This window comes from Nocardia acidivorans NBRC 108247 (assembly GCF_001625085.1).
Taxonomy (GTDB): domain Bacteria; phylum Actinomycetota; class Actinomycetes; order Mycobacteriales; family Mycobacteriaceae; genus Nocardia; species Nocardia acidivorans.
On the sequence record NZ_BDAW01000005.1, the window covers coordinates 63,503 to 87,780 of the forward strand.

At 67.5% G+C, this 24,278-nt stretch carries 22 protein-coding genes; 11 read left to right on the forward strand and 11 right to left on the reverse strand.

Annotation, left to right across the window (positions count from 1 at the left end; genetic code table 11):
• Positions 1 to 90 precede the first annotated feature (90 nt).
• Complete coding sequence (locus tag NA10_RS01335) at positions 91 to 948, reverse strand: NAD(P)H-binding protein (protein ID WP_067562232.1); 858 nt, start codon at positions 946 to 948, stop codon at positions 91 to 93.
• Between the two features lie 74 nt (positions 949 to 1,022).
• Between NA10_RS01335 and NA10_RS01340 the strand changes: the two genes are divergently transcribed.
• On the forward strand, positions 1,023 to 1,979 hold the full coding sequence (locus NA10_RS01340; RefSeq protein WP_067562237.1) for an AraC family transcriptional regulator: 957 nt from the start codon (positions 1,023 to 1,025) through the stop codon (positions 1,977 to 1,979).
• A gap of 133 nt (positions 1,980 to 2,112) precedes the next feature.
• The gene (locus tag NA10_RS01345) at positions 2,113 to 2,538 is read left to right on the forward strand and encodes an acyl-CoA thioesterase (RefSeq protein ID WP_084514198.1); all 426 of its coding nucleotides are present in this window, start codon (positions 2,113 to 2,115) and stop codon (positions 2,536 to 2,538) included.
• 36 nt (positions 2,539 to 2,574) lie between these two features.
• Here NA10_RS01345 and NA10_RS01350 read toward each other — a convergent pair whose 3' ends face one another.
• The 3 genes from NA10_RS01350 to pdhA are packed head-to-tail and all read right to left on the reverse strand — an operon-like array spanning position 2,575 to position 6,083.
• Positions 2,575 to 3,978 (reverse strand): dihydrolipoamide acetyltransferase family protein, encoded by a 1,404-nt coding sequence (locus NA10_RS01350; protein WP_067562242.1) that lies wholly within the window; start codon positions 3,976 to 3,978, stop codon positions 2,575 to 2,577.
• A gap of 45 nt (positions 3,979 to 4,023) precedes the next feature.
• On the reverse strand, positions 4,024 to 5,007 hold the full coding sequence (locus tag NA10_RS01355) for an alpha-ketoacid dehydrogenase subunit beta (RefSeq protein WP_067562245.1): 984 nt from the start codon (positions 5,005 to 5,007) through the stop codon (positions 4,024 to 4,026).
• Positions 5,004 to 6,083, reverse strand: a complete 1,080-nt coding sequence (gene pdhA, locus NA10_RS01360) for a pyruvate dehydrogenase (acetyl-transferring) E1 component subunit alpha (RefSeq protein WP_067562247.1) — start codon at positions 6,081 to 6,083, stop codon at positions 5,004 to 5,006. The genes NA10_RS01355 and pdhA overlap by 4 nt, the downstream gene beginning before the upstream one ends.
• Positions 6,084 to 6,264: 181 nt before the next feature.
• Between pdhA and NA10_RS01365 the strand changes: the two genes are divergently transcribed.
• From NA10_RS01365 to NA10_RS01375, 3 genes are all read left to right on the forward strand, one after another.
• Positions 6,265 to 6,840 (forward strand): Lrp/AsnC family transcriptional regulator, encoded by a 576-nt coding sequence (locus NA10_RS01365; RefSeq protein WP_084514199.1) that lies wholly within the window; start codon positions 6,265 to 6,267, stop codon positions 6,838 to 6,840.
• A gap of 70 nt (positions 6,841 to 6,910) precedes the next feature.
• Positions 6,911 to 8,188: a benzoate/H(+) symporter BenE family transporter gene (locus tag NA10_RS01370; RefSeq protein ID WP_067562250.1), complete on the forward strand. Its 1,278-nt coding sequence runs from the start codon at positions 6,911 to 6,913 to the stop codon at positions 8,186 to 8,188.
• Between the two features lie 238 nt (positions 8,189 to 8,426).
• Positions 8,427 to 9,239, forward strand: coding sequence for a sulfurtransferase (locus NA10_RS01375; RefSeq protein WP_067562372.1), 813 nt, complete (start codon positions 8,427 to 8,429; stop codon positions 9,237 to 9,239).
• Positions 9,240 to 9,333: 94 nt separating this feature from the next.
• Here NA10_RS01375 and NA10_RS01380 read toward each other — a convergent pair whose 3' ends face one another.
• Together NA10_RS01380 and NA10_RS01385 are read right to left on the reverse strand one after the other, a co-directional pair.
• A complete protein-coding gene (locus NA10_RS01380; protein WP_067562252.1) occupies positions 9,334 to 10,053 on the reverse strand; it encodes an HNH endonuclease family protein in 720 nt (239 codons plus the stop codon).
• A gap of 74 nt (positions 10,054 to 10,127) precedes the next feature.
• Positions 10,128 to 10,490, reverse strand: a complete 363-nt coding sequence (locus NA10_RS01385) for a hypothetical protein (protein WP_067562375.1) — start codon at positions 10,488 to 10,490, stop codon at positions 10,128 to 10,130.
• Between the two features lie 308 nt (positions 10,491 to 10,798).
• Between NA10_RS01385 and NA10_RS01390 the strand changes: the two genes are divergently transcribed.
• Together NA10_RS01390 and NA10_RS01395 are read left to right on the forward strand one after the other, a co-directional pair.
• Positions 10,799 to 13,762: a DEAD/DEAH box helicase gene (locus NA10_RS01390; RefSeq protein WP_067562377.1), complete on the forward strand. Its 2,964-nt coding sequence runs from the start codon at positions 10,799 to 10,801 to the stop codon at positions 13,760 to 13,762.
• Between the two features lie 14 nt (positions 13,763 to 13,776).
• Positions 13,777 to 14,547, forward strand: a complete 771-nt coding sequence (locus NA10_RS01395) for an SWIM zinc finger family protein (protein WP_067562380.1) — start codon at positions 13,777 to 13,779, stop codon at positions 14,545 to 14,547.
• Here the strand turns inward: NA10_RS01395 and NA10_RS37445 are convergent.
• Positions 14,526 to 14,702, reverse strand: coding sequence for a hypothetical protein (locus NA10_RS37445; RefSeq protein WP_169812512.1), 177 nt, complete (start codon positions 14,700 to 14,702; stop codon positions 14,526 to 14,528). The genes NA10_RS01395 and NA10_RS37445 overlap by 22 nt on opposite strands.
• Before the next feature lie 121 nt (positions 14,703 to 14,823).
• Positions 14,824 to 15,612: a helix-turn-helix domain-containing protein gene (locus tag NA10_RS01400; RefSeq protein WP_067562255.1), complete on the reverse strand. Its 789-nt coding sequence runs from the start codon at positions 15,610 to 15,612 to the stop codon at positions 14,824 to 14,826.
• A gap of 28 nt (positions 15,613 to 15,640) precedes the next feature.
• Here NA10_RS01400 and NA10_RS01405 point away from each other — a divergent pair, with 28 nt between their 5' ends.
• Both NA10_RS01405 and NA10_RS01410 read left to right on the forward strand, forming a co-directional pair.
• Complete coding sequence (locus tag NA10_RS01405) at positions 15,641 to 15,910, forward strand: hypothetical protein (RefSeq protein WP_067562258.1); 270 nt, start codon at positions 15,641 to 15,643, stop codon at positions 15,908 to 15,910.
• Positions 15,911 to 15,982: 72 nt separating this feature from the next.
• Positions 15,983 to 16,390 carry a hypothetical protein gene (locus tag NA10_RS01410; RefSeq protein ID WP_067562261.1) on the forward strand — a complete coding sequence of 136 codons (408 nt, stop codon included), beginning with the start codon at positions 15,983 to 15,985 and terminating at the stop codon, positions 16,388 to 16,390.
• Positions 16,391 to 16,449: 59 nt separating this feature from the next.
• Here the strand turns inward: NA10_RS01410 and NA10_RS01415 are convergent, their stop codons facing one another.
• The 3 genes from NA10_RS01415 to icmF form a co-directional block, all read right to left on the reverse strand.
• Complete coding sequence (locus tag NA10_RS01415; protein WP_245676943.1) at positions 16,450 to 17,511, reverse strand: amidohydrolase family protein; 1,062 nt, start codon at positions 17,509 to 17,511, stop codon at positions 16,450 to 16,452.
• 161 nt (positions 17,512 to 17,672) lie between these two features.
• Positions 17,673 to 18,143, reverse strand: coding sequence for a DUF3224 domain-containing protein (locus NA10_RS39400; protein WP_373862323.1), 471 nt, complete (start codon positions 18,141 to 18,143; stop codon positions 17,673 to 17,675).
• Positions 18,136 to 21,390 (reverse strand): fused isobutyryl-CoA mutase/GTPase IcmF, encoded by a 3,255-nt coding sequence (gene icmF, locus NA10_RS01425; protein ID WP_067562269.1) that lies wholly within the window; start codon positions 21,388 to 21,390, stop codon positions 18,136 to 18,138. Before icmF ends, NA10_RS39400 begins: the two co-directional genes overlap by 8 nt.
• 169 nt (positions 21,391 to 21,559) lie before the next feature.
• On the opposite strand from icmF, the gene NA10_RS01430 reads away from it, so the two are divergent.
• Entirely contained in the window at positions 21,560 to 23,092 is a 1,533-nt protein-coding gene (locus tag NA10_RS01430) for a CoA-acylating methylmalonate-semialdehyde dehydrogenase (protein WP_067562271.1), read from the forward strand.
• Between the two features lie 3 nt (positions 23,093 to 23,095).
• A complete protein-coding gene (locus tag NA10_RS01435; RefSeq protein WP_067562274.1) occupies positions 23,096 to 24,235 on the forward strand; it encodes an acyl-CoA dehydrogenase family protein in 1,140 nt (379 codons plus the stop codon).
• Positions 24,236 to 24,278 lie beyond the last annotated feature (43 nt).

A 24,278-nucleotide genomic window follows, 5' to 3' on the forward strand; every position in this document is an offset into this window, starting at 1 on the left:
TTCGCGGCTTCTACGACGCTCCGGGATGTGATCCGAAATTGGTGTACTACAAGCTGTTTCGTACTGATTGTCTGCCCGGCCACCGACAGATTACGCATGCGCCGTGACCGACCAGACACCCGAACGTGCCACGTCGCGGGCATATTCGGCGAAGTCGCGGGGTGCTCGCCCGAGCGCCCGGAACACCCCGTCGGTGAGCTGCGAATTCCGCCCGTCCAGGACCGTGCCGAAGAGATAGTCGAGCAGGCTCACCTCATCACCGGGCACCCCGTAGGAGGTCAGCGCCGCGACGAATTCCGTCCGGGACAGCGGGATGAAGGCGATCTCCCGATCGGTGGCGCGGGCGATCTCGGCGGTCGCCTCGGCGAAGGTCAGCGCGCGCGGGCCGGTGAGTTCGTAGACCTCGCCGGTATGCCCGTCCTCGGTCAGCGCCGCCACCGCCACATCGGCGATATCGTCCGCGTCCACGAACGGTTCGGGCACATCACCCGAGGGCAGTGCGACCTCGCCGGCCAGAATGTACTCCGCGAACGCACCCTCGCTGAAGTTCTGCGCGAAGAAGGCGCAGCGCACCACGGTCCACGGGATACCCGAATTCCGTACGATGCCTTCGCATTCCAGCGCCTCGACCTCACCGCGACCCGACAGCAGCACGATCCGGCGCACCCCCGCCGCGGCTGCCAGCGCGGTCAGCGTCTTGATATCGGCGGCCGCGCCCGGCACCGCCAGATCCGGTTGATAGGACAGATACACCGCGCCCACCCCGGCCAGGGCGGGTGCCCAGGTTTCCCGGTCCGTCCAGTCGAATGGAATTGCGGCGGTGCGCGAACCGATGCGCACCGGCACGCCGAGCGCCGTCAAGCGGGCCGCCACCCGGCTGCCGGTCTTTCCGGTCCCGCCGATCACCAGAATGGTGTTTTCGCTGTTCACAGTCTCTTTGTTCGTCATGACACAAGTACACCGAGAAACCGTGAGCGCGAACATGGTTGAGAAGCGCAGCGGCATTTGCCATCGTCTTACCCATGGATGCGTTGGCCAGCCTGCTCGAAGGACCACGTGCGCGGGCGGCTTTCGTCATGCGCTCATCATTCGACCCACCGTGGTCGCTGCGCATTCGGGACGAGGCCCCGCTGACACTGGTGGCCATGGTGCGCGGGGGCGGCTGGATTCTGCCGGACCCCAAGGGCGGTAAACCGAGTCCGCCGCGGCAACTGCGCACCGGCGATATCGCCCTCTTCCGAGGGCCGGACCACTACACCATCGCCGATGACCCGGCGACCCCGCCGCAGGTGATCATCCACCCCGGCCAGACCACCACCACGCTCGACGGTGAGGTGCTGTGCGAGGCACTGAGCCTGGGCGTGCGCAACTGGGGCACGAACGAGCACGCGCAATCGGTCATGGTCACCGGCACCTATGAACAGGAGTCCGCGGCCAGCCGCCGCCTGCTGCGCGCGCTGCCGCCGATCGCCGTGCTCAGCCGCGGCGAGATCGACTCGCGAGTACTGGATTTGCTGGTCGACGAATCGGCCAAGGATCTGCCCGCCCAGGGCGCGATGCTGGACCGCCTGCTGGATTTGCTGCTGATCGCGACCCTGCGCGCCTGGTTCGCCCGCGCCGACGCCCCCGCCTGGTATCACGCCTACGGTGATCCCCTGGTGGGCAAGGCTCTGCGCCTGATGCAGCACAACCCCGCGCACGCCTGGACCGTGGCCTCGCTGGCCGCGGAGGTGGGCGTCTCCCGCGCCGCACTGGCCCGCCGCTTCACCGAACTGGTCGGCGAACCGCCCATGGCCTTCCTCACCGACTGGCGACTGGCCCTGGCCGCGGACCTACTGCACGAATCCGACGCCACCCTGGAGTCCATCGCCCGCCGCGTCGGCTACGGCAGTGCCTTCGCCCTGAGCACCGCCTTCAAACGCCACCACGGCATCAGCCCGCGCGACCACCGCAACGCCCCCGACCAGCGCACGGCCTGAGAATCCGCCCAAGGTTCGCGGCTGTCCCGCTTCTGGACTGAGCGGAGCGGGGGAGCGCAGCGGAGGGAGGCAAGAAGCGGGACTTCGGGGCCGCGAGCCCGCCCGCGGCGAAGCGGAGGGCAAAATAGGCGCGGTGAGTGATCTGGACTACCCCGTGCTGTGGCCGGTGCCGACCCGCTGGGCCGATAACGACCACTACGGCCACGTCAACAATGTGACCTACTACAGCTACTTCGATACCGCGGTGAACGCGTGGCTGATCCACGCCACCGGTGTCGATATCCGGGACCTACCCGCGATCGGCGTGGTGGCCCAGACCTCCTGCACCTTCATCGGCTCGATCAGCTTCCCGGACCAGTTGCAGGTCGGCATTCGCATTGCCCGCCTGGGTAATTCGAGTATCGCCTACGATCTGGCCATCTTCCGGGACACCGGCGACTCCCTGGACCTGGCCGCCACCGGCACCTTCGTCCACGTCTACGTCGACGACGAAACCCGCAAACCGGTCCCCATCCCCGCCGTAATCCGCGCCGCCGCAGAACCTTTGGTGCTCGGCTGACCGACGAGGGCTGTGGTCAGCCCTCGTCGGCGGCGGTCAGACGCGGCCCAGCAGGGTGAGCGGATCCTCCAGCAGGGCGGCGATGCCGGCGAGGAAGCGCGAGCCCTGTTCACCGTCGATGAGGCGGTGGTCGAAGCTGAGCCCGAGCGTGGTCACCCAGCGCACCGCGAGTTCATCGCGGTGCACCCACGGGCGTTTGCGGATCGAGCCCAGGCACAGGATCGCCGCCTCGCCCGGATTCACCAGCGGCACACCGGTATCCACGCCGAAGACGCCGACATTGGTGATGGTGAAGGTGCCGCCGGTGAGATCGCCGGGCGTGGCCCCGCCGCCCCGGGCGGTCTGGGCGATCTCGCCGATCTCCTGGCACAGGTCCCGAAGGCTGTGCGAATGCGCGTCTTTCAGGTTGGGCACCATGAGCCCGCGCTCGGTGGCGACCGCGATACCCAGATTCACGTAGTGCTTGGTGATGATCTCCTGATTGGCCTCGTCCCAGGAGGAGTTCAGCTCCGGGAACTCGGTCAGCGCGACCAGCGTCGCCTTGGCCAGCAGCGCCAGCGGGGTGAGCGTCAGCCCGGCGAAGGTCGGGGTGGCGCGCAGATGATCCAGCAGTTCCATCGATCCGGTGAAATCGGTGGTGACGAAGGTGCTCGCCTGCGGAATGTGCTGGGCGCTGGCGACCATGGCGGCCGCCGTGCGCTTGCGGATTCCGGCTATGGGCGTGCGGGTTTCGCGTTCGGTGGGCGTGCCGCGCGCACCGGCCGCGGTGTGCATGGGCGGCACCGGCGGTGCGGTGTGGATCGGAATATGTTCGCCCGCCCGCCCTCCCGGTACGCGCAGATCGTCCACGGTGACCGCGCCCTCGGGTCCGCTCCCGGCGATACCGCCCAGATCGACCCCGATCTCGCGCGCGAGCTTGCGCGCCCCGGGCGTGGCGGCGGGCCGCCCCATATCGGTCCCGAAGGCCGAGCCGGCCTTCGATTCACCCACGGGGGCAGCGAGTTTCGCCGCGGCCGAACGCGCCCGCCGCGAGACGGGCTCACTGTCCGGTCCGTACCCGACCAGGACCGATTGCCGTGCGGGCGATTCGGTGTCCCGGGTCAGCCGCTGACCCATGGCCTCGGCGTTCACGGCGACCTGACCGGCGGTGATGTCGCCGGTGTAGAGCCGTTCGGCGCTGGCATCGGCATTGACCTGCTGTGCGGTGATCGCACTGCCGATCCGGATGAGCGGTGCGCCGACCAGCACCGTATCCCCGGGCTCGGCGAGTAATTCCAGCACCGTCCCGGCATAGGGGCTGGGCAGTGCCACCTGTGCTTTCGCGGTTTCGACCTCGGCGATGACCTGGTTCAATTCCACGGTATCGCCGACCTGCACCGTCCAGGACACCAATTCGGCGTCGGCCAATCCTTCGCCGAGATCCGGCAATGCGAATTCCATTACTTGACGCTGTTCTTCCACCGAGCTTCCTCCGAAGGCAGACCGTTAGGCGGCGAGCGTGCGATCGACCGCGGCGAGAATGCGGTCGGGGTCGGGCAGGTGGTGCCGTTCGAGCTTAGCGGGGGGATAGGGGATGTCGAAGCCGCCGACCCGCAGTACCGGCGCTTCCAATTGATAGAAGCATCTTTCGGTGATGCGCGCGGCGATCTCGGCCCCGAGTCCGCCGAATACCGGTGCCTCATGGGCAATAATCAACCGACCGGTTTTGCGAACCGAGGCTTCGACGGTGTCGAAGTCGATCGGCGACAGACCGCGCAGATCGATCACCTCCAGCGAATGTCCCTCGCCCGCCGCGATATCGGCGGCGGTCAATGCGGTGGCGACGGTGCCGCCGTACGCGACCACGGTGGCATCCGTACCCTGCCTACACACCCGCGCCTGGTCCAGCGCCAGTCCGCCATCCCGATCGAGCGATCCGAAATCGACTTCGGCCCTGTCCCAATACCGCCGCTTGGGCTCGAAGAAGATCACCGGATCATCGAGTGCGATCGCCTGCCGGATCATCAGATACGCATCCGCCGGATTGCTCGGCGACACCACCCGCAGTCCGGCGGTATGCGCGAAATACGCCTCGGGCGATTCCGAGTGATGCTCCACCGATCCGATACCGCCACCGAACGGAATACGAATGGTGATGGGTGCGACCACTTTTCCCTTGGTCCGATAGTGGATCTTCGCGACCTGGCAGACAATCTGGTCGAAGGCCGGATACACGAATCCGTCGAACTGTATTTCCACCACCGGCCGCAAGCCGCGCAATGCCATTCCGAAAGCCGTTCCGATGATTCCGGATTCGGCCAGCGGAGTGTCCAGGACGCGATTGTTGCCGAAGTCCTTCTGTAGCGTGTCGGTCACCCGGAACACACCGCCGAGCCGCCCGATATCCTCGCCCATGAGAATGACTTTCGGATCATCTTCGAGCGCCCGCCGCAGTCCGAGATTGATGGCCCCCGCGAAGGTGGTTTTCATGACCGGACTCCCTCCAGATAGGCGGCGTACTCGCGGCGTTCCTCGTCGATCAGGCGATGCGGGGTGGCGTAGACGTGCTCGAAGAGCTCCATCGGTTCGGGATCGGGCATCGAGACGGTGGCGCTGCGCAAGCGGGCCGCGATCTCATCGGCCCGTACCGCCACCTCCTGCTCGAAATCGCTGTCCCACATGCCTTCCCGCTCCAGCAGCCGTTTCATCCGATCCAGCGGATCGCGTTGTCGCCACAGCTCCAGTTCGGCGGCGGTGCGGTATCTGGTGGGATCGTCGGCGGTGGTGTGCGGTCCCATCCGATAGGTGATGGCCTCGATGAACGAGGGCCCGCCACCGGAACGGGCGCGCTGCAGCGCCTGCCGGGTCACCGCGAGGACAGCGAGCGCGTCATTGCCGTCCACCTGCACACCGGGAATTCCATAGCCGAGCGCTCGCCGCGCGATCGGGGTCGCACTCTGCACCCGCACCGGAGCACTGATGGCCCAATGATTGTTCTGACAGAAGAACACCACCGGCGCACTCCAGGAGGCGGCGAAACCGAGCGCCTCGGAGATATCGCCCTGACTGGTGGCCCCGTCGCCGAAGTAGGCGATGGTGGCGATCTCCGCGCCCTCGAGATGGGCGGCATAGGCGTATCCGGTGGCGTGTAATCCCTGCGCGCCGACCACGATTGCCGGATTGGTCATTTTGAACTGGTCGGCATCCCAGCAGGAGTGCGCGACCCCGCGCCAGAGCGGGGTGAGCTGTTCGGGCGGAATGCCGCGGCAGTAGGCGACACCGGCTTCACGATAGGAGCAGAACACATAATCGTCGGGGAGCAGCGCGTGCGCCGAACCGATCTGGGCGGCCTCCTGGCCGAGCAGCGGCGGCCACAATCCGAGCTGGCCCTGGCGTTGCAGCGCGGTCGCCTCGGTATCGATGCGCCGGGCCACGACCATATCGAGGTACAGCGCGCGTAATCGGTCCGCGCCGATATCGGCCACGAGCGGCGAATGCGCGCGATCGAGCACGCGGCGGCCGTCGGGCTGGACCAGCTGCACCGGATAGGTGTTCTTTTCGGGCATGGGTATCGCCTCCTGGGAAACACCGGGTACACCGTTATCGCCGTGGGATTGTGTCCCGTGAGCAACGATGTGTGTCCTGTATCACCCAGCATCCTCCATCGGGCTAACTGCGCAAGCATTACGGGCGAAACTGTGCAGAATGCTCGGTCAGCGGGGTGTGCGGCGTGTCATACTGCCTCTCATGTCCAGTAGGGAGCCGCTGACCGGGACATTGGACGCCACCGACGCCCGGCTATTGCTCGAGCTGGTGGCCAACCCACGCGCCACCGGAGTGGAATTGGCTGCGAGACTTGGGCTTTCCCGCAATACCGTGCAGGCCAGACTGGCACGCTGGGAGGCGAACGGGGTACTGGCGAGCTTCGAGCGGCGGGTGGACCCGCGCGCGCTCGGCTATCCGCTGGCAGCCTTCGTGGCGGTGGTCGTGGACCAGCATCGACTCGATGCCGTGGTGGCCGAATTGGCGGAGATACCCGAGGTCACCGAGGTGTGCGGGATGACCGGGCCGACCGATCTGACCGTGCGCGTGGTGGCCCAGGACGCCGATGATCTGTATCGGATCGCCGGGCACATTCTGAAGATTCCGGGGGTGGAGCGCACCAATATGGCCCTGATCATGCGCTCGCTGGTCGGCCCGCGCGCCGCGCCGCTGTTGGACCGGCTCATCGGCGGTACCGGTGAGAACGGCGTGATCGGCGGTGGTACCGCCGCCGCGGCAGGTGTCGCCGCGGTCGACGGTGCACCGCCCGCCGGTCTCTGACGCGAATTTCAGTCCAGTTTCGGTGGATTGGCTCGTGACCTGAGGCCGACTGGACCGGGACCATGACCCGATGAGCACTACCGCCGAGACTCCGGCCCCCGCGGTCGCCGAGGCTGTCGCCGCCACGCCCGAGGCCGGTATCGGCCAGCCCATCGGAGCCGGAATCGTCACCGCCCTGGTCGGGTTCACCAGTTCCTTCGCGGTAGTGCTCGCCGGGCTCAATGCCATGGGAGCGTCCGCGGCACAGGCGGCTTCGGGTCTGATGGCCGTTTCGGTGACCATGGCCGTCGGCATCCTGCTGCTCAGCCTGCGCTATCGCATGCCGATCACACTGGCCTGGTCCACGCCGGGTGCGGCGCTGCTGGCCAGCACCGGGGCGGTCTCCGGCGGGTGGGCGGCGGCGGTGGGCGCGTTCGCGGTCGCGGGCATTCTCATTGTGCTGACCGGATTTTGGCAGCGGCTCGGTGCGCTGATCGCGGCCATTCCGGTGGAGATCGCACAGGCCATGCTCGCGGGGGTGCTGCTGCCGCTGTGCCTCGCGCCGATGAAGGCCCTGACGGTCAGCCCTGCCGTGGTGGTGCCGGTGATCGCGACCTGGCTGATCCTGCAGAAGTACGCCGCGCGCTGGGCGGTGCTGGCGGCCTTCGCGGTCGCGGCGGTCGGCGCGGGGATCGATATCGCGGTGACGCACCGGAGCCTGGAGTGGGCTGCCATGGCCCCGCGCATCGAATTGACCATGCCGCACTGGAGTTTTCCGGCGCTGATCGGTGTGGCCATTCCGCTGTACGTGGTCACCATGGCCGCGCAGAACATTCCGGGCACGGCCGTCATGAGCTCGTTCGGCTACCGGGTGCCCTGGCGTTCGGCCATGACCGTCACCGGTCTGGGCACTGTGCTCGGCGCACCGGCGGGTGGGCACGCCATCAATCTGGCGGCGGTGAGCGCCGCGCTCGCGGCAGCGCCCGCCGCGCATCCGGATTCCAAGCGGCGCTGGATCGCCGCCACCACCGCGGGCTGCACCTATCTGCTGCTGGCCCTGGCCTCCGCCGCCCTGGTGACCTTCGTGGCAGCCGCCCCCAAGGGCGTACTGGAAACCGTTGCGGGCCTTGCCCTCATCGCCACCCTGGCCGCGGCTCTCACCGCCGCCTTGACCCCCGCCGAGCACCGCTCATCCTCCGCGCTCACCTTCCTGGTGGCCGCCTCCGGCGTCACCCTCCTCGGCATAGGCGCGGCCTTCTGGGCCCTGGTCGCGGGCCTACTGGTCCGCTGGCTCCTACGCCCCCGCGCCGACCAGCCCACCGGTACCAACGCGGCGACCAGCCAACCGGCAACCGTCCACGGCGATTAGGCCCTGGCGGCTGGCCCCGGCGACCAGGCCCCGGCATCCGCGCGCCCTCGTCATTCCGGTGTGCTTCCTGCCGTCGTCATTGCGGTGTGCGGCACCCGTCCTCATCCCGGCGTGCTTGTGGACGGGATCCACACGTCCCTGAGATCTGCGGTCGCAAGGGGGATTACGGCCAGTAGGGTGGGGGCGTCTGATTTCGGAGTGGAGATTCTGCGAAGAAGGAGTTGGGTTGAGCGCGGTGCTGATATCGGCCGAGGAGCTGCGGGAGCGGCTCGCCGACGGGGATGCCCGGATCCGGCTGCTGGATGTGCGGTGGGCGCTGGGTGATCCCGATGGGCCGCAGCACTATCTGGACGGTCATATTCCGGGCGCGGTCTTCGTGGACCTGGAGACCGAGCTTGCCGATCCGCCCTCACCGGCCAGGGGCCGCCACCCCCTGCCGGATCTCGCGCACCTGCAGAAATGCGCCCGCAGTTGGGGTTTGCGCACCGGTGACACGGTCGTGGCGTACGACGCCACCGGCGGTATGGCCGCGGCCCGCGCCTGGTGGCTGCTGCGCTGGGCCGGGCTGGCGCAGGTCCGCATTCTCGACGGTGGCCTCCCGGCGTGGGACCGCGCCGGCGGCAAGGTGATCGCGGGCGAGGAGCCCGATCCCGAACCCGGTGACGTGGTGCTGACCCCCGGTGGCATGCCGGTCGTCGACGCCGATGCCGCCGCGAACTGGAACGGGCTGCTCCTGGACGCCCGCGCCGGTGAGCGCTACCGCGGTGAGGTCGAGCCGATCGACCCGCGCGCGGGCCATATCCCGGGCGCGATCAGTGCGCCGACCGCCGAGAATCTCACCGGCGAGGGTACTTTCAAACCCGCGGACGAATTGCGTTCGCGCTTCACCGAATTCGGTGCCGGACCGGTCGCGGTGTACTGCGGCTCCGGTGTCACCGCTGCTCACCAGGTGGCGGCGCTGGCGGTGGCGGGCATCGATGCGGCGCTCTACCCGGGCTCCTGGTCGCAGTGGTCCAATGACCCGAAACGCCCTGTCGCAGAAGGAAGGTGACACCTTCGGGTGTGGATCCAGGCCATAAGCGCGCCGGGATGACGGGGCGGGAGCCTGTGCCGATGCCCCGCTGGGTGGCTGGTGGGCTTGCCTGTCAGGGGCAGCTTCGGGCGATGCCTTGGAGCGTGGTTCGGTCGGCTTTGGTGAGGGGTAGGTCGTAGCGGAGGGCGACGGTGAGGTATTTGCCCGCGTAGAAGCAATGGTTGGCGCGGGCGGGTGGGAGCCAGTCGGCGGGGGTGCGATCGCTCTTGTCCCGGTTGGCTTTTCCGTCGACGGCCAGCAATTCCAGGTCCAGGTCATTGGCGAAGCGCAGGCGGAGCTGCGGGGTCCAGCCCGCGGCTCCCAGATCCCAGGCGGCCGCCAGCGGGAAGACGTGATCGATCTGCACGGCCTTGGCGTCACCCTTGTCGAAGGTGATGTTCCGGCCGGTGTAGGGATCGTTCAGCGTGCCGCCCACCACCACGCAGTCCTTGCCGCCGGGGCGGAAGGCCGGGCCCGAAAGTTGGCGGGCGAGAACATTATTGCGGGTATCGCAGCCGTCGTGCCCGCCCGGAGCGTCCTGATCGTCACTCCAGGCGGGCCCGAAGACGCAGCGCTGCCCGGCTTTGCACCCGCGTTCGTACCCGCCCGGGCGAACCCGTGCGGGCACGGTGCGGACCTGGGCCAGCAATTGTTCGAGGGAGGCGCGGCTGGGACTGCCCGGTGCGGGCGGCACTTGCCCGCCGATCACCTGGCACCCCGCGGTGATCAGCACGACGATCGCGGCGATGAACGTCGCGAGTAGCCTGCGTGATGTCGTCCCGGTGGACCGCACATCTCAGATCTACCCGAGCGCGCCGGGTCCGTCGCGCATCCGCGCGACTTCGCACCCCGGCGCGCCGGAAAAAACTACAACCAGGCGTGTGCGAGCAGATCGTCCGCCGCGGTCTCGGTGAGCTGGGGTGGGAATCGCATGGCCGCAATGGATTCGGCCCGCACCCCGTCGTGTCCGATGAGCCAGGATCCGCCGCGCTCCTCGCATTCGGCGATCTTGGCGAAGGTGGTGAGCAGGAATGTTATGGCGTCACGTGGCTCCAGGGTGCGCGCCAGGCGCTGGGATTCCCCCGGTCGGGACAGATCTAGCCACACCCCCGCCTGGCCGTCCAGGCGCATGTCCACGATTTTGGTCGTGTCCACGAACGTGAATTTGCGTCGTTCCCACGGCGTTGTCGGCGTGAAGGACTGCTCTAGCACTTGGAGCAGGATCGTCATCTTCACGGCCTCCCTCGGTCTCGAAATTGCCACGGCTCCGGATTGAGTCGCGGTGTTATCAGGGTGCGCCCCGTCCGACTGTCATCGCGCACGCCGAACTTGCCGTCATTACGCACAGCCGACACCGCCGTATGCGGTGACCTGGGGTTATATCAGTATGTGCTGGATTGCGGCAGAAATAAAGACCCGGTAGGGGTCGTGATTCGCCGGATTACGAATCGAACCCTCGCTGTCCGGTTCGTCCAGGTCGGCGGCGGGTGCGCGCGGGGCCGCGCGATCGTGTCGGTGGCGGCTGGTTGGATGGTCGGATGCTGCACGGACTGTGGTCACCGGGATCGGGCCTGGTGCTCTGGCGCGACCCGGCCGGTGGCGACGTCGACGCCGAGGCGCTGCCCGATCCACTCGGCAAGATCCTGCGCACGGCGAAATTCCGGCACCGGGCGCAGGTCCTGGTCAAGGGGGCCTATGGACCCGAGCGGACGCAGGTCCGGGCGCACGCCCTGGCTCCCGAGACGGCGGCCGAGGTGCTGCTGCAGCAGCTGCCCGCCGGATTGATCGCGGGCGATCTGCGCTATCTCGGCCATGTCGCGCGCGGTATCGACCGGTGGATGCGCGCGGGCCGCATCACCCCCGAGGTGCGCCGCGACGACGGCGAATGGTGGGTGCGCTGGCGGTTGGTCGGCGGCCAGCGGCAGCGGGCCTGGCTCGCCGAGTTGGCGGTGGCCATGCCCGCGGCACTTCAGGTGCCGGGGCGGCCCGCCGAGATTCTGGACAACCTCACCGCGGAGTTGACCGACCCCATCACCCGGCGGCACCTCATGCCCAGGTTGCCGAGTCGAATCGGCGCGAGCGCACCCGCTCGGCGCGCGGAAGCCGCGGCCTCGGGCGGGTGGGATCCGGCGGAGGCCGAGCCCGAATCGACTGGGCCGCAGGAGCATCCACTGCTCACGGCGCTGTTGGACGCCGTCCCGCTGGAGAGCGGTTCGCATCGGGTGGCGGCCGTGCTTCAGGACTGGCGTACGAGTTTGACCGCGGGCGAACCGGAGTTGGTGCTGCGGCTGCTCGAACCCGATACCGAGGACGCGGCCGAGGCGGGGGCGCTGTGGCGACTGGAAGTGTGCCTGCGGGAGGAGGGCGAGGCCCCGCAGCCGGTACTGCTACCCGGCGATCCGCAGCTGGTGCGACTGGCGGGGGAGAAGCTGGCCGCCGCCAAACAGGCGTATCCGCGACTGCGCGATCTGCCGGGGGACGGGCGCAGCATGGATCTGTTCCTGCCCACCGAGGTGGTGCTGGATCTGGTCGCGCACGGGGCGAATGTCTTGCAGGCGGAGGGGATTCGGCTGCTGCTGCCCCGCGCGTGGCGGGTGGCCGCGCCCACCCTCAAGCTGCGGGTGGAGAGTCCGGCCGCCACCGAGAGCGCCGTCGGCTTGAACGGACTGGTGTCGTTCCGCTGGGAGCTGGCGCTCGGCGACACCACACTCTCGCCCGCCGAGATGGCGCGGCTGGTGCAGTCCAAATCGGATCTGGTGCAGCTGCGCGGTGAATGGGTGCAGGCCGATCGCCGCATGCTGGTGGCGGCCGCGGACTATGTGACCGGCCGCACCGACGCCACCGAGACCACCGCCGGCGCGCTCTTCGCCGAACTGGCGGCCAGCCCCGCCATCGGGGTGCCGCTGGAAACGGTATCCGCGACCGGTTGGGCCGCACAGCTTTTCGATGCCGAACACGCTGACGAGCCCGTCCCCGACCCGATCGGGCTCAAGGCCCAGCTGCGGCCCTATCAGCAGCGCGGCCTGGCCTGGCTCGCCACCATGAGCCGCCTCGGCTGCGGTGCCATCCTCGCCGACGATATGGGCCTGGGCAAGACGATTCAGGTACTGGCGCTGCTCATGCATGAGCGCGAGAAGGCCACTGCCACAGGCAATTCCCCTGACACAGCGGCGACATCCGCCGACGCGCCGACGCGGGTTCGAGGTGTCGGACCGACCCTGCTGGTGTGCCCGATGTCGGTGGTGGGCAACTGGCAGCGCGAGGCCGAGCGCTTCGCACCGGATCTACGGGTGCTGGTGCATCACGGACCCGGACGCCGGTCCGGTGCGGAATTGGATGCGGCGGTGGCGGATTCGGATCTGGTGGTCACCACCTACGCGCTGCTGGCCCGCGATGTGGAGGAGTTGAAGCGGCAGCCGTGGCAGCGCACGGTACTCGACGAGGCGCAGCACATCAAGAACGCCGGGACCAGGCAGGCGCGCGCGGCGCGACTGATCCCGGCGCGACATCGATTGGCGCTCACCGGAACCCCGGTGGAGAACCGCCTCGAAGAGCTGCGCTCGATCATGGATTTCGCGAATCCGAAGCTGCTCGGCAAGCCCGCCGAATTCCATGCCCGGTTCGCGGTGCCGATCGAGCGCAAGCACGATGAGAACGCCGTGACCCGATTGCGCGCGCTCACCTCGCCTTTCGTACTGCGCCGGGTGAAGACCGATCCGGCCGTCATCTCCGATCTGCCCGACAAGATCGAGATCACCCTGCGCGCCAATCTCACCGTGGAACAGGCCGCGTTGTATCAGGCGGTGCTGGACGATATGTCCGCGAAGCTGAAGGCCGCCAAGGGCATGGAGCGCAAGGGCGCGGTGCTGGCGGCGCTCACCCGGCTCAAACAGGTCTGCAATCATCCCGCGCACTATCTGCGCGACGGCTCGGCGGTACTGCGCCGCGGACATCACCGCTCCGGCAAACTCGCACTGGTGGAGGACATTCTGGAGTCCGTCATCGCCGACGGTGAGAAGGCGCTGCTCTTCACCCAGTTCGCCGAATACGGCGAACTGGTCGGCCCGTACCTGTCCGAACGCTTCGGCGCGGAGGTGCCCTTCCTGCACGGCGGGGTGAGCAAACAGCGCCGCGACGCGATGGTCACCCGCTTCCAGGAGGATCCGGATGGGCCGCCGATCATGCTGCTCTCGCTCAAGGCCGGCGGCACCGGTCTCAATCTCACCGCCGCCAATCACGTGGTGCACCTGGACCGCTGGTGGAATCCGGCGGTGGAGAACCAGGCCACCGACCGCGCCTTCCGGATCGGGCAGCGCAGGGATGTGCAGGTGCGCAAACTGGTCTGCGTCGACACCATCGAGGAGCGGGTGGACGATATGTTGCGCGGTAAGGCCCAGCTCGCCGATCTCACCGTCGGCACCGGCGAGAAATGGATCACCGAACTCGGTGACGACGAACTGCGCGCGCTGTTCGCGCTCGGCGCGGAGGCGGTGGGCGAGTGAGCGGTGATGACGGGATGAACACCTATATCGACTTCGGCGAATTCGCACCGCGCCGCCCGGTCGACGGCGGCGTCGCGCCGCGCAGTCGCCGGGGCGCGGCCTTCGCGCGCACCTGGTGGGGCCGGTCATTCCTGGAATCGGTTGAGAAGGTCGCGGATCCGGGCCGTCTCAGCCGCGGGCGGTCGTACGCGCGGACCGGCCAGGTCATCAGCTATCACCTGGAGCCCGGTGCGGTCGCCGCCGAGGTGCAGGGCAGTCAGCCGCGCCCGTTCGTCTCGGTGTTCACGCTGCGTCAGCTGCGCGGTGACCGACTCGAGGAGCTGGTCGAGCTGGTGCGGGCCACACCGGGCATGCTCGGTGAGATCGCCTCCGGTTCGCTGCCCAAAACCCTTGGGCCGCTGCTACTTCCGGATACCGCCGCGGAGCTGGACTTCACCTGCTCCTGCCCGGATTTCGGCTGGCCGTGCAAGCATGTGGCCGCCATCTGCTACGTCATCGCCGAACGCCTGGACGAACAGCCGCGGGATCTGCTCACCCTGCGCGGGGTCGAACTCGAGGACCTGATCGCCAGTGTCCAACGCGCCGGTGACCCAATGGATTCGACCGATATCTACGGTGCGGACACCGAACTTCCGGCCCTGCCCAAACCCGAATTCCACCCGGCCCCGGAGGATCTGGACGCGATTCTGCTGCGCCAGGCCCTGCGCATGACCGCCGAGGACGAGCGCTCCGCCGAGACCGGTTACCGGCAGCTCCGCGGGCTCTACTCCGCCTTGGAGAGCTGAGTGGTGGCGGCGGGTCTGCCGCGACGCGTGCCGACGGTGTCGAAGGTGTAATCGGTGAGAGCGAAATGCTCTGCGCGCCAGAAGCCTTCGGGTGTGGTCATGGCGCGCAATGGCACATCGCCGTTCTTGCAGTCGCCACAGGTGTAGCGCCTCATCGAAATCGGCGCGGGCGATGGTGGTGGAGAACCGGATTCGCGGTCGCAGTCCGTACTTCGATACGCAATGCTCGGCATACGCCTTCAATTCCCGTCCGGGTGCGTAACCCTGCCCGAGTGATCAGGCCAGGGCGCGCAGCGCCCGGGTGGTGAATTCGTCCAGGGGATAGAAGAGTTCGATGGCTAGCTCGGAGAGCGTCACATCGGCGGGCGCGCCGAAGGTCGCCATCACGCTGAACATGGACAACTCCCCGGCGGGCGTGCGAATGCGCAGCGGCACCTCGAAAGGGCTCGGCGGATAGTCCGCACCCTCGGGATCGTCCGGAATCGGATATCCGGCAACCTCGTCGAGGAGCGCGCGCAATACGGGATCACCGGTCGCGTTGGCCTGATCGGTGAGTCGCTCCAGGAAGAGGTCGTACACCTGCCGGGCATTGGCCAGATGTGTGGACAATCCTTCCGGATGCAGTACCAGGCGATAGACATTCGGTGGTCGCGTCAGATGCTCCGGAATGCCGTTCATGAGCACGCCCATGGCGCGATTGCCCGTGACCACATTCCAATGCCGATCGACCACCACCGCCGGATACGGTTCGTGCGCGCTCAACATGGCCTCGAGCGCCGCGCGCGCCGCCGTGAGCGCGGTGTCATCCAGCCCGCTCTCGCGATACGCGGGCGCGTAATCGGCGGCGAGCAGCAGCGCATTGCGCTCCCGCAGCGGCACTTCCAGCGCCTCACACCAGCGCAGCACCATGGACCGGCTCGGCCGCGCCCGCCCCGTCTCCACATACGACACATGCCGTGCCGAAGTATCAGCCGCCAGTGCCAGATCCAATTGACTCACCCGCCGCCGTCGCCGCCACTCCCGCAGCAGCACCCCCACCCTCGACAGCTCCACGGTCTCCGCCACCCCCGCAGCGTATCGGGGGTCGTTCGGTGTGACCGACACGGTCGAGGAGATCGTGAACGTCACCGCGGCCGAGGGCATCGACGCCGATGTGGTCAAGAGCGGACAGCTGACCGTGGCCCGCAACAGCGCGCAACAGGAGCGGCTCGGCGACACCCTGGCGCACGCGCCGAGATGCGCTCGTGCGCACCGTCCCCGGTTCGGCCTACGAGCGGCGGCGACAGCGCACGCCGTGCCCGGGACGTCGCCCGGCCTCCGGTTCGGCGCACCCGGCTTCGCCCATAACCTCCGAGGTTATTGAGAGGGCTACCGCGCTCCGGCAGGCTCGATGCCAACAGCAAGATCAGCCGAATCGATCACCGGAGGCACGTAAATGGGTACTACGACAATGGGTTTCGCGAACCGCACGGGCCTTCTCCGCACCGTGCTCCGACTGGACGGCGCGGGCACCGGCCTCTTCGGTGTGTTCCTGCTCGCCGCCGCCTCTGCCCTGGCTGATCCGCTCGGCCTTCCGCTGGGTTGGTCGATTCCATTCGGCATCGCCATGCTCATCGGGGCGGCGGTGCTCCTGCTGATCGCCGGACAACCGGAAATCCCCGGCCGCCTGGCATTCCCGGTCGTCGCGGTCAACGCGGGCTCCGCCGTCGCGATGATCGCCCTGGTCTGCATCAGGCCGATGCCACTGACCGGCTGGGGTATCGCCTTCATGCTGTCCGGCGCGGTCTTCGTCGCGATCTTCGCCGAACTCGAATACCTGGCCGTGCGCCGCGCCGCTCACTGAGCCGCCACCGCCGAGTGTGGGATACGCGAGGGTGGCCGCGTTCGCCGGTGGTCGGCGCGTCAGAGGTTGTCGATCCGATACACGCGCTGGGCATTGCCGCGGAAGATCTGCTCCAGCGCCTTCTCATCCGCACCGTGCGCGGTGAGCGCCGTCGCGACCGCCTCGGCGGCATTGCCGATACTCGTAATCGGTTTGTCGACGGGGAAATTCGATCCCCAGATGAGGCGATCGGCCCCGAATACGTCGAGGGCGTGCGTCAGCAGCGGTGAAATACGTTCCAGCAGTACGGGGACCGGGGTCGGGTTGCCGCGCGGCGGCACCGGATGCCCGAGGATCGGCATCATCAGCCCGCTCACCTTGGCCACCACATTCGAATGGGTGGCGAGTGCGCCGAGATCGTCCCGCCATCGCAGGAACAGCTCGCGCCGCTGCCCCGGGTTGTGCCCGGTCTCCCTGCCGACCGGCCCGAAAATGCCCGCGGGCGTGGCGAGATGGTTCAACACGATGGTGACGTCCGGATAGTGTTCGGCCAGCGCGGTGACCTCGGGCAGCTGCCCGGAGTACACCCATGCCTCGAATCCGAGACCGCGCTCGGCCAGTGCGCCGAAGCCGTCGAGGAAGTCCGGTGCGGTGAGCGCGCCGGGAGTTTTATTGTGTGCGCGCACCTTCGGATCCGGGTGATATTCCACGCGGGTGCGAATACCCCGGAACAGGGGCGAGGCCGCCAGATGCGCGTCCAATAGTTCGGCGAAGCCGGGCGCGGCCGGATCACCCGCCCCGATGATCGCACCGAGCGCGGGTGTGTCGACCCCGAACGGCAGGCTGGCCACCCAGCGGGTCTCCCCGACCGGCGCGAGCGGACCCTTACCGGTCCACTCCACCTCGATATGCACGATGCCCTCGACCGGTACGTCCCCGGCATCGGTGCGATAGTCGGCGGGCAGGTACGGATGGACGAAAGGTTCGGGGTCGCCGACGAATTCGCGATCCCGGCGCGGGGCCAACCGCTTGGCCCAGTCGACCGGCACGGGGACCGCGCGGAACAGCTTGGCCAATCCGCTGAACTCACGCGGCGTGGTCAGCGGATCCCACTGATGGATATGCGCATCGACGACTGTCATTCCCGCAAGGTCCATGATGTCCCTTCCGTCCGGCTCGGCCTGATGCGGATTGTTCCACGCCCCGGACGGCGAAACACCGAATTCGATCAGGGTGGGCGTCAGAGCCCGAGTCCCACGCCGGCCGACCGGCCGCGATCCCCGGCGGCATCGCGAAGATGGCGCTACCGGTGTGCTGCACGACGGTGTTCAGGCGACCGGACCCCGCGAGCAGGTGCGGTGCCTTGACGAACTGTTCGGGCGGATTGTTCATATAGGCCGCGAACAGCAGTCCGGCATCGAGCTGGGCATGGCCGCCGTGCGTGTGATCGGGCTCGGTGCCCGCCGGATGGGTGTGCGCGGGAACGGATTCCGCACCCGTGTCGGCCCGGGTCGAGCCCGGTGGCGAAATCGGTGTGAGCGGCCTCGATATCGAGGCTGCCCGCACCGGTGATGCCCGCCAACTCCCCGGTGCCGCTGCCCGGCACGATGATGAAGAACTGGGCGCTGCGGTCGGTGCCCGTCGTGGTCGCCGAATGCCCGAAGGCAAACGCGCCCGCGCGGCCGTTGAGCGACCGAAGGACTCCATGGCCAGATAGGGGCGGGGGGAGACACGATCTTGGAGAAACGCGTCGGACCGCCCGCCGGTCACACATTGCGCCGATACTGGCCGCCCACGGTGAAGAAGGTGTCCGTCACCTGCTGCAGGGTGCACACCCGCGCGGCATCCATGAGCACCTCGAACACATTCGCGTCCGTGCTCGCCGCCTCCGCCAGCCGGGCCAGCGCCACCGGGGCCTGGTCCCGATGCCGATCGGTGAACTCGCGCACCCGGCGCAGCTGCGACTGCTTCTCCTGCTCGGTGCCGCGCGCCAACTCCAGCACCGGATGCTCCTGTCCGGCATGCGGATTCCGGAAGGTGTTCACCCCGATGATCGGCAGGCTGCCCTCATGCTTGCGCCGCTCGTACAGCATCGACTCATCCTGGATGCGCCCGCGCTGATAGCCGGTCTCCATGGCCCCGAGCACCCCGCCGCGTTCGGAGATCCGCTCGAATTCCAGCAGTACGGCCTCTTCCACCAGATCGGTGAGCTCCTCGATGATGAAACTGCCCTGCAGCGGATTCTCATTCAACGCCAGCCCCCACTCGCGATTGATGATCAGCTGAATCGCCAGCGCCCGCCGCACCGATTCCTCGGTCGGGGTGGTGACGGCCTCGTCGTAGGCATTGGTGTGCAGGCTGTTGCAGTTGTCGTAGACGGCGATCAGGGCCTGCAAGGTGGTGCGAATATCGTTGAAGTTCATCTCCTGCGCGTGCAGCGACCGGCCCGAGGTCTGTACGTGATACTTCAGCTTCTGCGAGCGTTCCCCGGCCCCGTACCGATCCCGCATGGCCACCGCCCAGATGCGCCGCGCCACCCGCCCGATCACCGAATACTCCGCGTCCATGCCATTGGAGAAGAAGAAGGACAGATTCGGCGCGAAATCGTCGATATCCATCCCGCGCGCCAGATACGACTCGACATAGGTGAAGCCGTTCGAGAGCGTGAAGGCCAGCTGGCTGATGGGGTTCGCCCCTGCCTCGGCGATGTGATAGCCGGAGATGGAGACCGAGTAGAAATTGCGAACGCTGTTGCGCACGAACCACTCCTGGATATCGGCCATCATGCGCAGACTGAATTCGGTGGAGAAGATGCAGGTGTTCTGCCCCTGATCCTCCTTGAGAATGTCCGCCTGCACGGTGCCGCGCACCGTCGAGAGCGTCCGCGCGCGCAGTTCGGCGGCCTCCTCGGGCGTGGGTGCGCGCCCCTCGGCGGCCGAGAACTGTTCCACCGCTTGATCGATGGCGGCATTGAGATAGAACGCCAGAATCGTTGGCGCGGGACCGTTGATGGTCATCGATACCGATGTGCTCGGCGCGTCCAGATCGAAGCCGTCGTACAGCGCCTTCATATCGTCGAGGGTGGCGATGGAGACCCCGGAGGTGCCGACCTTGCCGTAGATATCGGGCCGCTCGGCGGGATCGTGCCCGTACAGCGTCACCGAATCGAAGGCGGTCGAAAGCCGTTTGGCCTCGGCGTGTTCGGACAACACCTTGAACCGCCGATTGGTGCGGAAGGGATCACCCTCCCCGGCGAACATGCGCGCCGGATCCTCATTGTCCCGCTTGAACGGGAACACCCCCGCCGTGAACGGGAACCGCCCCGGCAGATTCTCCGACCGCAGAAAACGCAGCAGCTCACCGTGATCGGTGAAACGGGGGAGCGCCACCCGGGGAATCGAACTGCCGGACAGGGTCTCCCGCCGCAATTGTGTCCGCAACTCCCTATCGCGAATACGAACCACCTGCTCGTCCCCGCGATAGGACTCGGCCACCGCGGGCCATTCGGCCAACAGCGCGGCATTCTCGGGCGTCAACTCGATACGAGTCTTTTCCAGCAATTCGGCTATCGCGGCCGCCGCCTCCGTCATCCCGGCGTGCTTGTGGCCGGGATCCACCACCGGGGCGAGGTCGGCGAGCACCTGTTCGTAGCGCTGAATACGCTGTGCCGCAGCGCTTTGCCGCGCGGTCGCGGCGTGATAGTCGCGCACCGTCTCGGCGATCTCGGCCAGGTATCGCACCCGGGCGGGCGGAATGATCTGCGCGAAGCGGGTCGAGGAGCGGGTGTGCACGCGCGGCAGCACGCCCGGTTCCAGGGGCAGCCCGTGCTCGCCGAGCAGTCCACTCAGATGTTGGTACAGCGCGGTCACGCCGTCATCGTTGAATGTCGCGGCGCTGGTGCCGAATACCGGCATATCCTCCGGGTCGGCGTGGAATGCCTCCCGGTTGCGCACCAGCTGCCGCGACACATCGCGCAGCGCGTCTTCCGCGCCGCGCCGCTCGAACTTGTTGACGGCCACCACATCCGCGAAATCCAGCATATCGATCTTCTCCAGCTGGGAGGCCGCGCCGAACTCCGGTGTCATCACATAGAGCGAGACGTCCACATGGTCGGCGATCGCCGCATCGCCCTGTCCGATACCGGGGGTCTCCAGGATGACGAGGTCGTAACCCGCTGCCTTGCAGGCGATCACCATGGCGTCGATATTCTGCGGCAGCTCGCGTTCACCCCGGGTGGCGAGCGAGCGGAAGTACACCCGTTCGGAGTCCAGGGCATTCATCCGAATGCGATCACCCAGCAGCGCCCCGCCCCCGCGCCGCCGGGTGGGATCGACCGCGAGCACCGCCACCCGCAGTTTGTCCTGCTGGTCGGTGCGCAGCCGTCGAATGAGTTCATCTGTGAGAGAGGACTTTCCGGAACCGCCGGTACCGGTGATGCCGAGTACCGGCACCCGCCGCGCGCGCGCCGCCGCGGTGAGTTCGGCCAGATCCGCCGCCGCCAGCGCATCCTGTTGCAGGCAGGTGATGGTCCGCGCCAGCGCGGTGCGATCCCCGCTCAGCACCGCCTCGATGGCGGCGGGGGCGGTGGACAGATCCGTATCGCACTCGGCGATCAGCTGATTGATCATTCCCGGCAAGCCGAGCCGCTGCCCGTCCTCCGGCGAGAAGATGGTCACCCCGGCCGCCCGCAACCGCGTGATCTCCTCCGGCACGATCACCCCGCCGCCTCCGCCGAAGATCCGCACATGCCCGGCCCCGGCCTCCCGCAGCGCGGCCGCCAGGTATTCGAAGTACTCGATATGCCCGCCCTGATACGAGCTGACCGCGACGCCCTGCACATCCTCGCTGACCGCCGCGTCCACCACCTCCCGGACCGCCCGGTTGTGCCCGAGGTGGATGACCTCGGCCCCCTGCGCCTGCAGGATCCTGCGCATGATGTTGATGGCCGCGTCATGGCCGTCGAACAGCGCCGCCGAGGTCACGAACCGCACCGGGTGCGCCGGGATATGCAGATCGGCCATGGGAATCCTCCGCGTCTGAGGCTGTACCGTTGATACTCCAATAGTAGGACGTCAAATCAAATCGGAAGTGAGATCCACCACAGCAACCTCTCTGGAAATACATGGATGTCCAACTATATGGTGACCTAAGACCGCGTGGACCACGTGGTGACATCGAGACAGGACTGGCATGGTTCGCGAACTCACGCATTTCATCGGCGGGCAGCACGTCGCCGGCACCTCCGGCAAATTCCGGGACGTCTTCAATCCCAGCACCGGACAGGTGCAGGCGCGGGTACCGCTGGCGAGCAAGGCCGAGGTCGAGGCCGTCATCGCCAATGCCGCCGAAGCGCAGCAGGTGTGGGCCGCGTTCAACCCGCAGAAGCGGGCGCGGGTGCTGATGAAATTCCTGACCCTGGTGCAGGAGGAGATGGATTCGCTCGCCGCACTGCTGTCCAGCGAGCACGGCAAGACCATCCCGGACGCCAAGGGTGATATCCAGCGCGGGCTCGAGGTCATCGAATTCGCCACCGGCATACCGCATCTGCTCAAGGGCGAGTACACCGAGAGCGCGGGCACCGGCATCGATGTGTACTCCATGCGCCAGCCGCTCGGCGTGGTCGCGGGCATCACCCCGTTCAACTTCCCGGCCATGATCCCGCTGTGGAAGGCCGGACCCGCACTCGCCTGCGGAAACGGCTTCGTGCTCAAGCCTTCCGAGCGCGATCCCTCGGTGCCGTTGCGCCTGGCCGAACTGTTCCTCGAGGCCGGACTGCCCGCGGGCGTGTTCAACGTGGTCAACGGCGATAAGGAAGCCGTCGACGCGCTGCTGCACGACGACCGCATCAGGGCCGTCGGATTCGTGGGCTCCACCCCGATCGCGCAGTACATCTACGAGACCGCCACCGCCAACGGCAAGCGCGCGCAATGCTTCGGCGGGGCCAAGAACCACGCCATCGTCATGCCGGACGCCGACCTCGACGATGTGGCCGATCAGCTCATCGGCGCGGGCTACGGTTCGGCGGGCGAGCGTTGCATGGCCATCTCCATTGCCGTCCCGGTCGGCGAGGAGACCGCGGATCGCCTGCGCGACAAGCTGATCGAGCGCATCGCCAAGCTCAATGTGGGCCTGTCCGACGATCCGGGCGCGGACTTCGGTCCCCTGGTCGGCCAGGACGGCGTGGACCGGGTCAACGATTACGTGCAGATCGGCGTCGACGAGGGCGCGGAGCTGGTCATCGACGGCCGCGGCCTGGTGGTCGAGGGCGGTGAGGACGGCTTCTTCGCCGGGGCAACGCTTTTCGACCGCGCCACGCCCGAGATGCGGATCTACAAGGAAGAGATCTTCGGTCCCGTGCTCACCATCGTGCGCGCCGAGGACTACGAGCAGGCGCTGCGCCTGCCGAACGAGCACGAATACGGTAACGGCGTAGCCATTTTCACCCGCGACGGTGATACCGCCCGCGATTTCGCGGCGCGTGTGCAGGTCGGCATGGTCGGCATCAATGTGCCGATTCCGGTGCCGATCGCCTACCACACCTTCGGCGGCTGGAAGCGTTCCGGCTTCGGCGATCTCAACCAGCACGGCCCGGATTCGATCCGCTTCTACACCAAGACCAAGACGGTGACCCAGCGCTGGCCGGCGGGCGGAAAGGAGACCGTGTCCTCGGGCCGCTCCGCAAGCTCCGCGGCCAACGCCTTCGTCATCCCGACCATGGACTGACGAATGTTCACACTCGACGAGGACGAGAAGGCGATCACCGCGACCGCCCGCTCCTTTGCCGACGAGCTGCTCGCGCCGAACGCGCTGGAATGGGATGAGCACAAGCACTTCCCGATCGACGTACTGCGCAAGGCCGGGCAGCTCGGCCTGGGCGGCATCTACGTGGGCGAGGATGTCGGCGGCTCGCAGCTGCGCCGTCTGGATGCCGTGCGCATCTTCGAACAGCTCGCCACGGGCTGCCCGGCCATCGCCGCCTATATCTCCATCCACAATATGGCGGCGTGGATGATCGACAGTTACGGCGATGCGGCACAGCGCAATCGGTGGCTGCCGGGGTTGACCTCGATGGACCTGCTGGCCAGCTATGCGCTCACCGAGCCCGCCGTCGGCTCCGACGCGGCGGCCTTGAGCACCAAGGCCGTTCGCGACGGTGACGCCTATCTGCTCACCGGCGTCAAACAATTCATCTCCGGCGCGGGCAGCAGTGATGTGTACGTGATCATGGCGCGCACCGGAGAGCAAGGCGCACACGGGATTTCGGCCTTCATCGTGCCCGCGGACACTCCCGGGTTGTCGTTCGGCGCGAATGAGAAGAAGATGGGCTGGAATGCCCAGCCCACCCGGCAGGTCATTCTCGACAATGCCCGGGTGCCCGCCGCCAATCTGCTCGGCGCGGCGGGCAATGGTTTCCGCATCGCCATGAACGGGCTCAATGGCGGTCGACTCAATATCGCCGCCTGCTCGCTCGGCGGTGCGCAGGCCGCACTGGATCGCACCGTGCACTATCTGGCCCAGCGCAGGGCCTTCGGAGCCCGGCTGCTGGACAATACGGCACTGCAATTCGACCTCGCCGATATGCGCACCTCGCTCGAGGCCGCCCGCACCCTGCTCTGGCGTGCGGCCGGGGCGCTGGACGCGGACGCCCCCGACAAGGTCGAACTCTGCGCCATGGCAAAGCGCTTCACCACCGACGCCGGTTTCGAGGTGGCGAACAAGGCCCTGCAATTGCACGGCGGCTACGGTTACCTGCACGAATACGGGATCGAGAAGATCGTCCGCGACCTGCGGGTGCATCAGATCCTGGAAGGCACGAACGAGATCATGCGGGTAGTCGTCGCCCGCTCGGTGGTAGGAGCGGCATGAACGGTCAGGGCTCGGAGGCGGCAGCCTGCGTAACCACGGAGAC

Coding starts and splice junctions, on each gene's coding strand:
- NA10_RS01370 (WP_067562250.1), top strand. CDS start 6,911: ATGAGCACTACCGCCGAGACTCCGGCCCCCGCGGTCGCCGAGGCTGTC.
- NA10_RS01435 (WP_067562274.1), top strand. CDS start 23,096: ATGTTCACACTCGACGAGGACGAGAAGGCGATCACCGCGACCGCCCGC.
- NA10_RS39400 (WP_373862323.1), bottom strand. CDS start 18,143: ATGTGTGACCGGCGGGCGGTCCGACGCGTTTCTCCAAGATCGTGTCTC.
- NA10_RS01430 (WP_067562271.1), top strand. CDS start 21,560: ATGGTTCGCGAACTCACGCATTTCATCGGCGGGCAGCACGTCGCCGGC.
- NA10_RS01415 (WP_245676943.1), bottom strand. CDS start 17,511: ATGACAGTCGTCGATGCGCATATCCATCAGTGGGATCCGCTGACCACG.
- NA10_RS01340 (WP_067562237.1), top strand. CDS start 1,023: ATGGATGCGTTGGCCAGCCTGCTCGAAGGACCACGTGCGCGGGCGGCT.
- NA10_RS01355 (WP_067562245.1), bottom strand. CDS start 5,007: ATGAAAACCACCTTCGCGGGGGCCATCAATCTCGGACTGCGGCGGGCG.
- NA10_RS01395 (WP_067562380.1), top strand. CDS start 13,777: ATGAACACCTATATCGACTTCGGCGAATTCGCACCGCGCCGCCCGGTC.
- NA10_RS01350 (WP_067562242.1), bottom strand. CDS start 3,978: ATGGAATTCGCATTGCCGGATCTCGGCGAAGGATTGGCCGACGCCGAA.
- NA10_RS01385 (WP_067562375.1), bottom strand. CDS start 10,490: ATGACGATCCTGCTCCAAGTGCTAGAGCAGTCCTTCACGCCGACAACG.
- NA10_RS01410 (WP_067562261.1), top strand. CDS start 15,983: ATGGGTACTACGACAATGGGTTTCGCGAACCGCACGGGCCTTCTCCGC.
- NA10_RS37445 (WP_169812512.1), bottom strand. CDS start 14,702: ATGAGGCGCTACACCTGTGGCGACTGCAAGAACGGCGATGTGCCATTG.
- NA10_RS01390 (WP_067562377.1), top strand. CDS start 10,799: ATGCTGCACGGACTGTGGTCACCGGGATCGGGCCTGGTGCTCTGGCGC.
- NA10_RS01335 (WP_067562232.1), bottom strand. CDS start 948: ATGACGAACAAAGAGACTGTGAACAGCGAAAACACCATTCTGGTGATC.
- icmF (WP_067562269.1), bottom strand. CDS start 21,390: ATGGCCGATCTGCATATCCCGGCGCACCCGGTGCGGTTCGTGACCTCG.
- NA10_RS01365 (WP_084514199.1), top strand. CDS start 6,265: ATGTCCAGTAGGGAGCCGCTGACCGGGACATTGGACGCCACCGACGCC.
- pdhA (WP_067562247.1), bottom strand. CDS start 6,083: ATGCCCGAAAAGAACACCTATCCGGTGCAGCTGGTCCAGCCCGACGGC.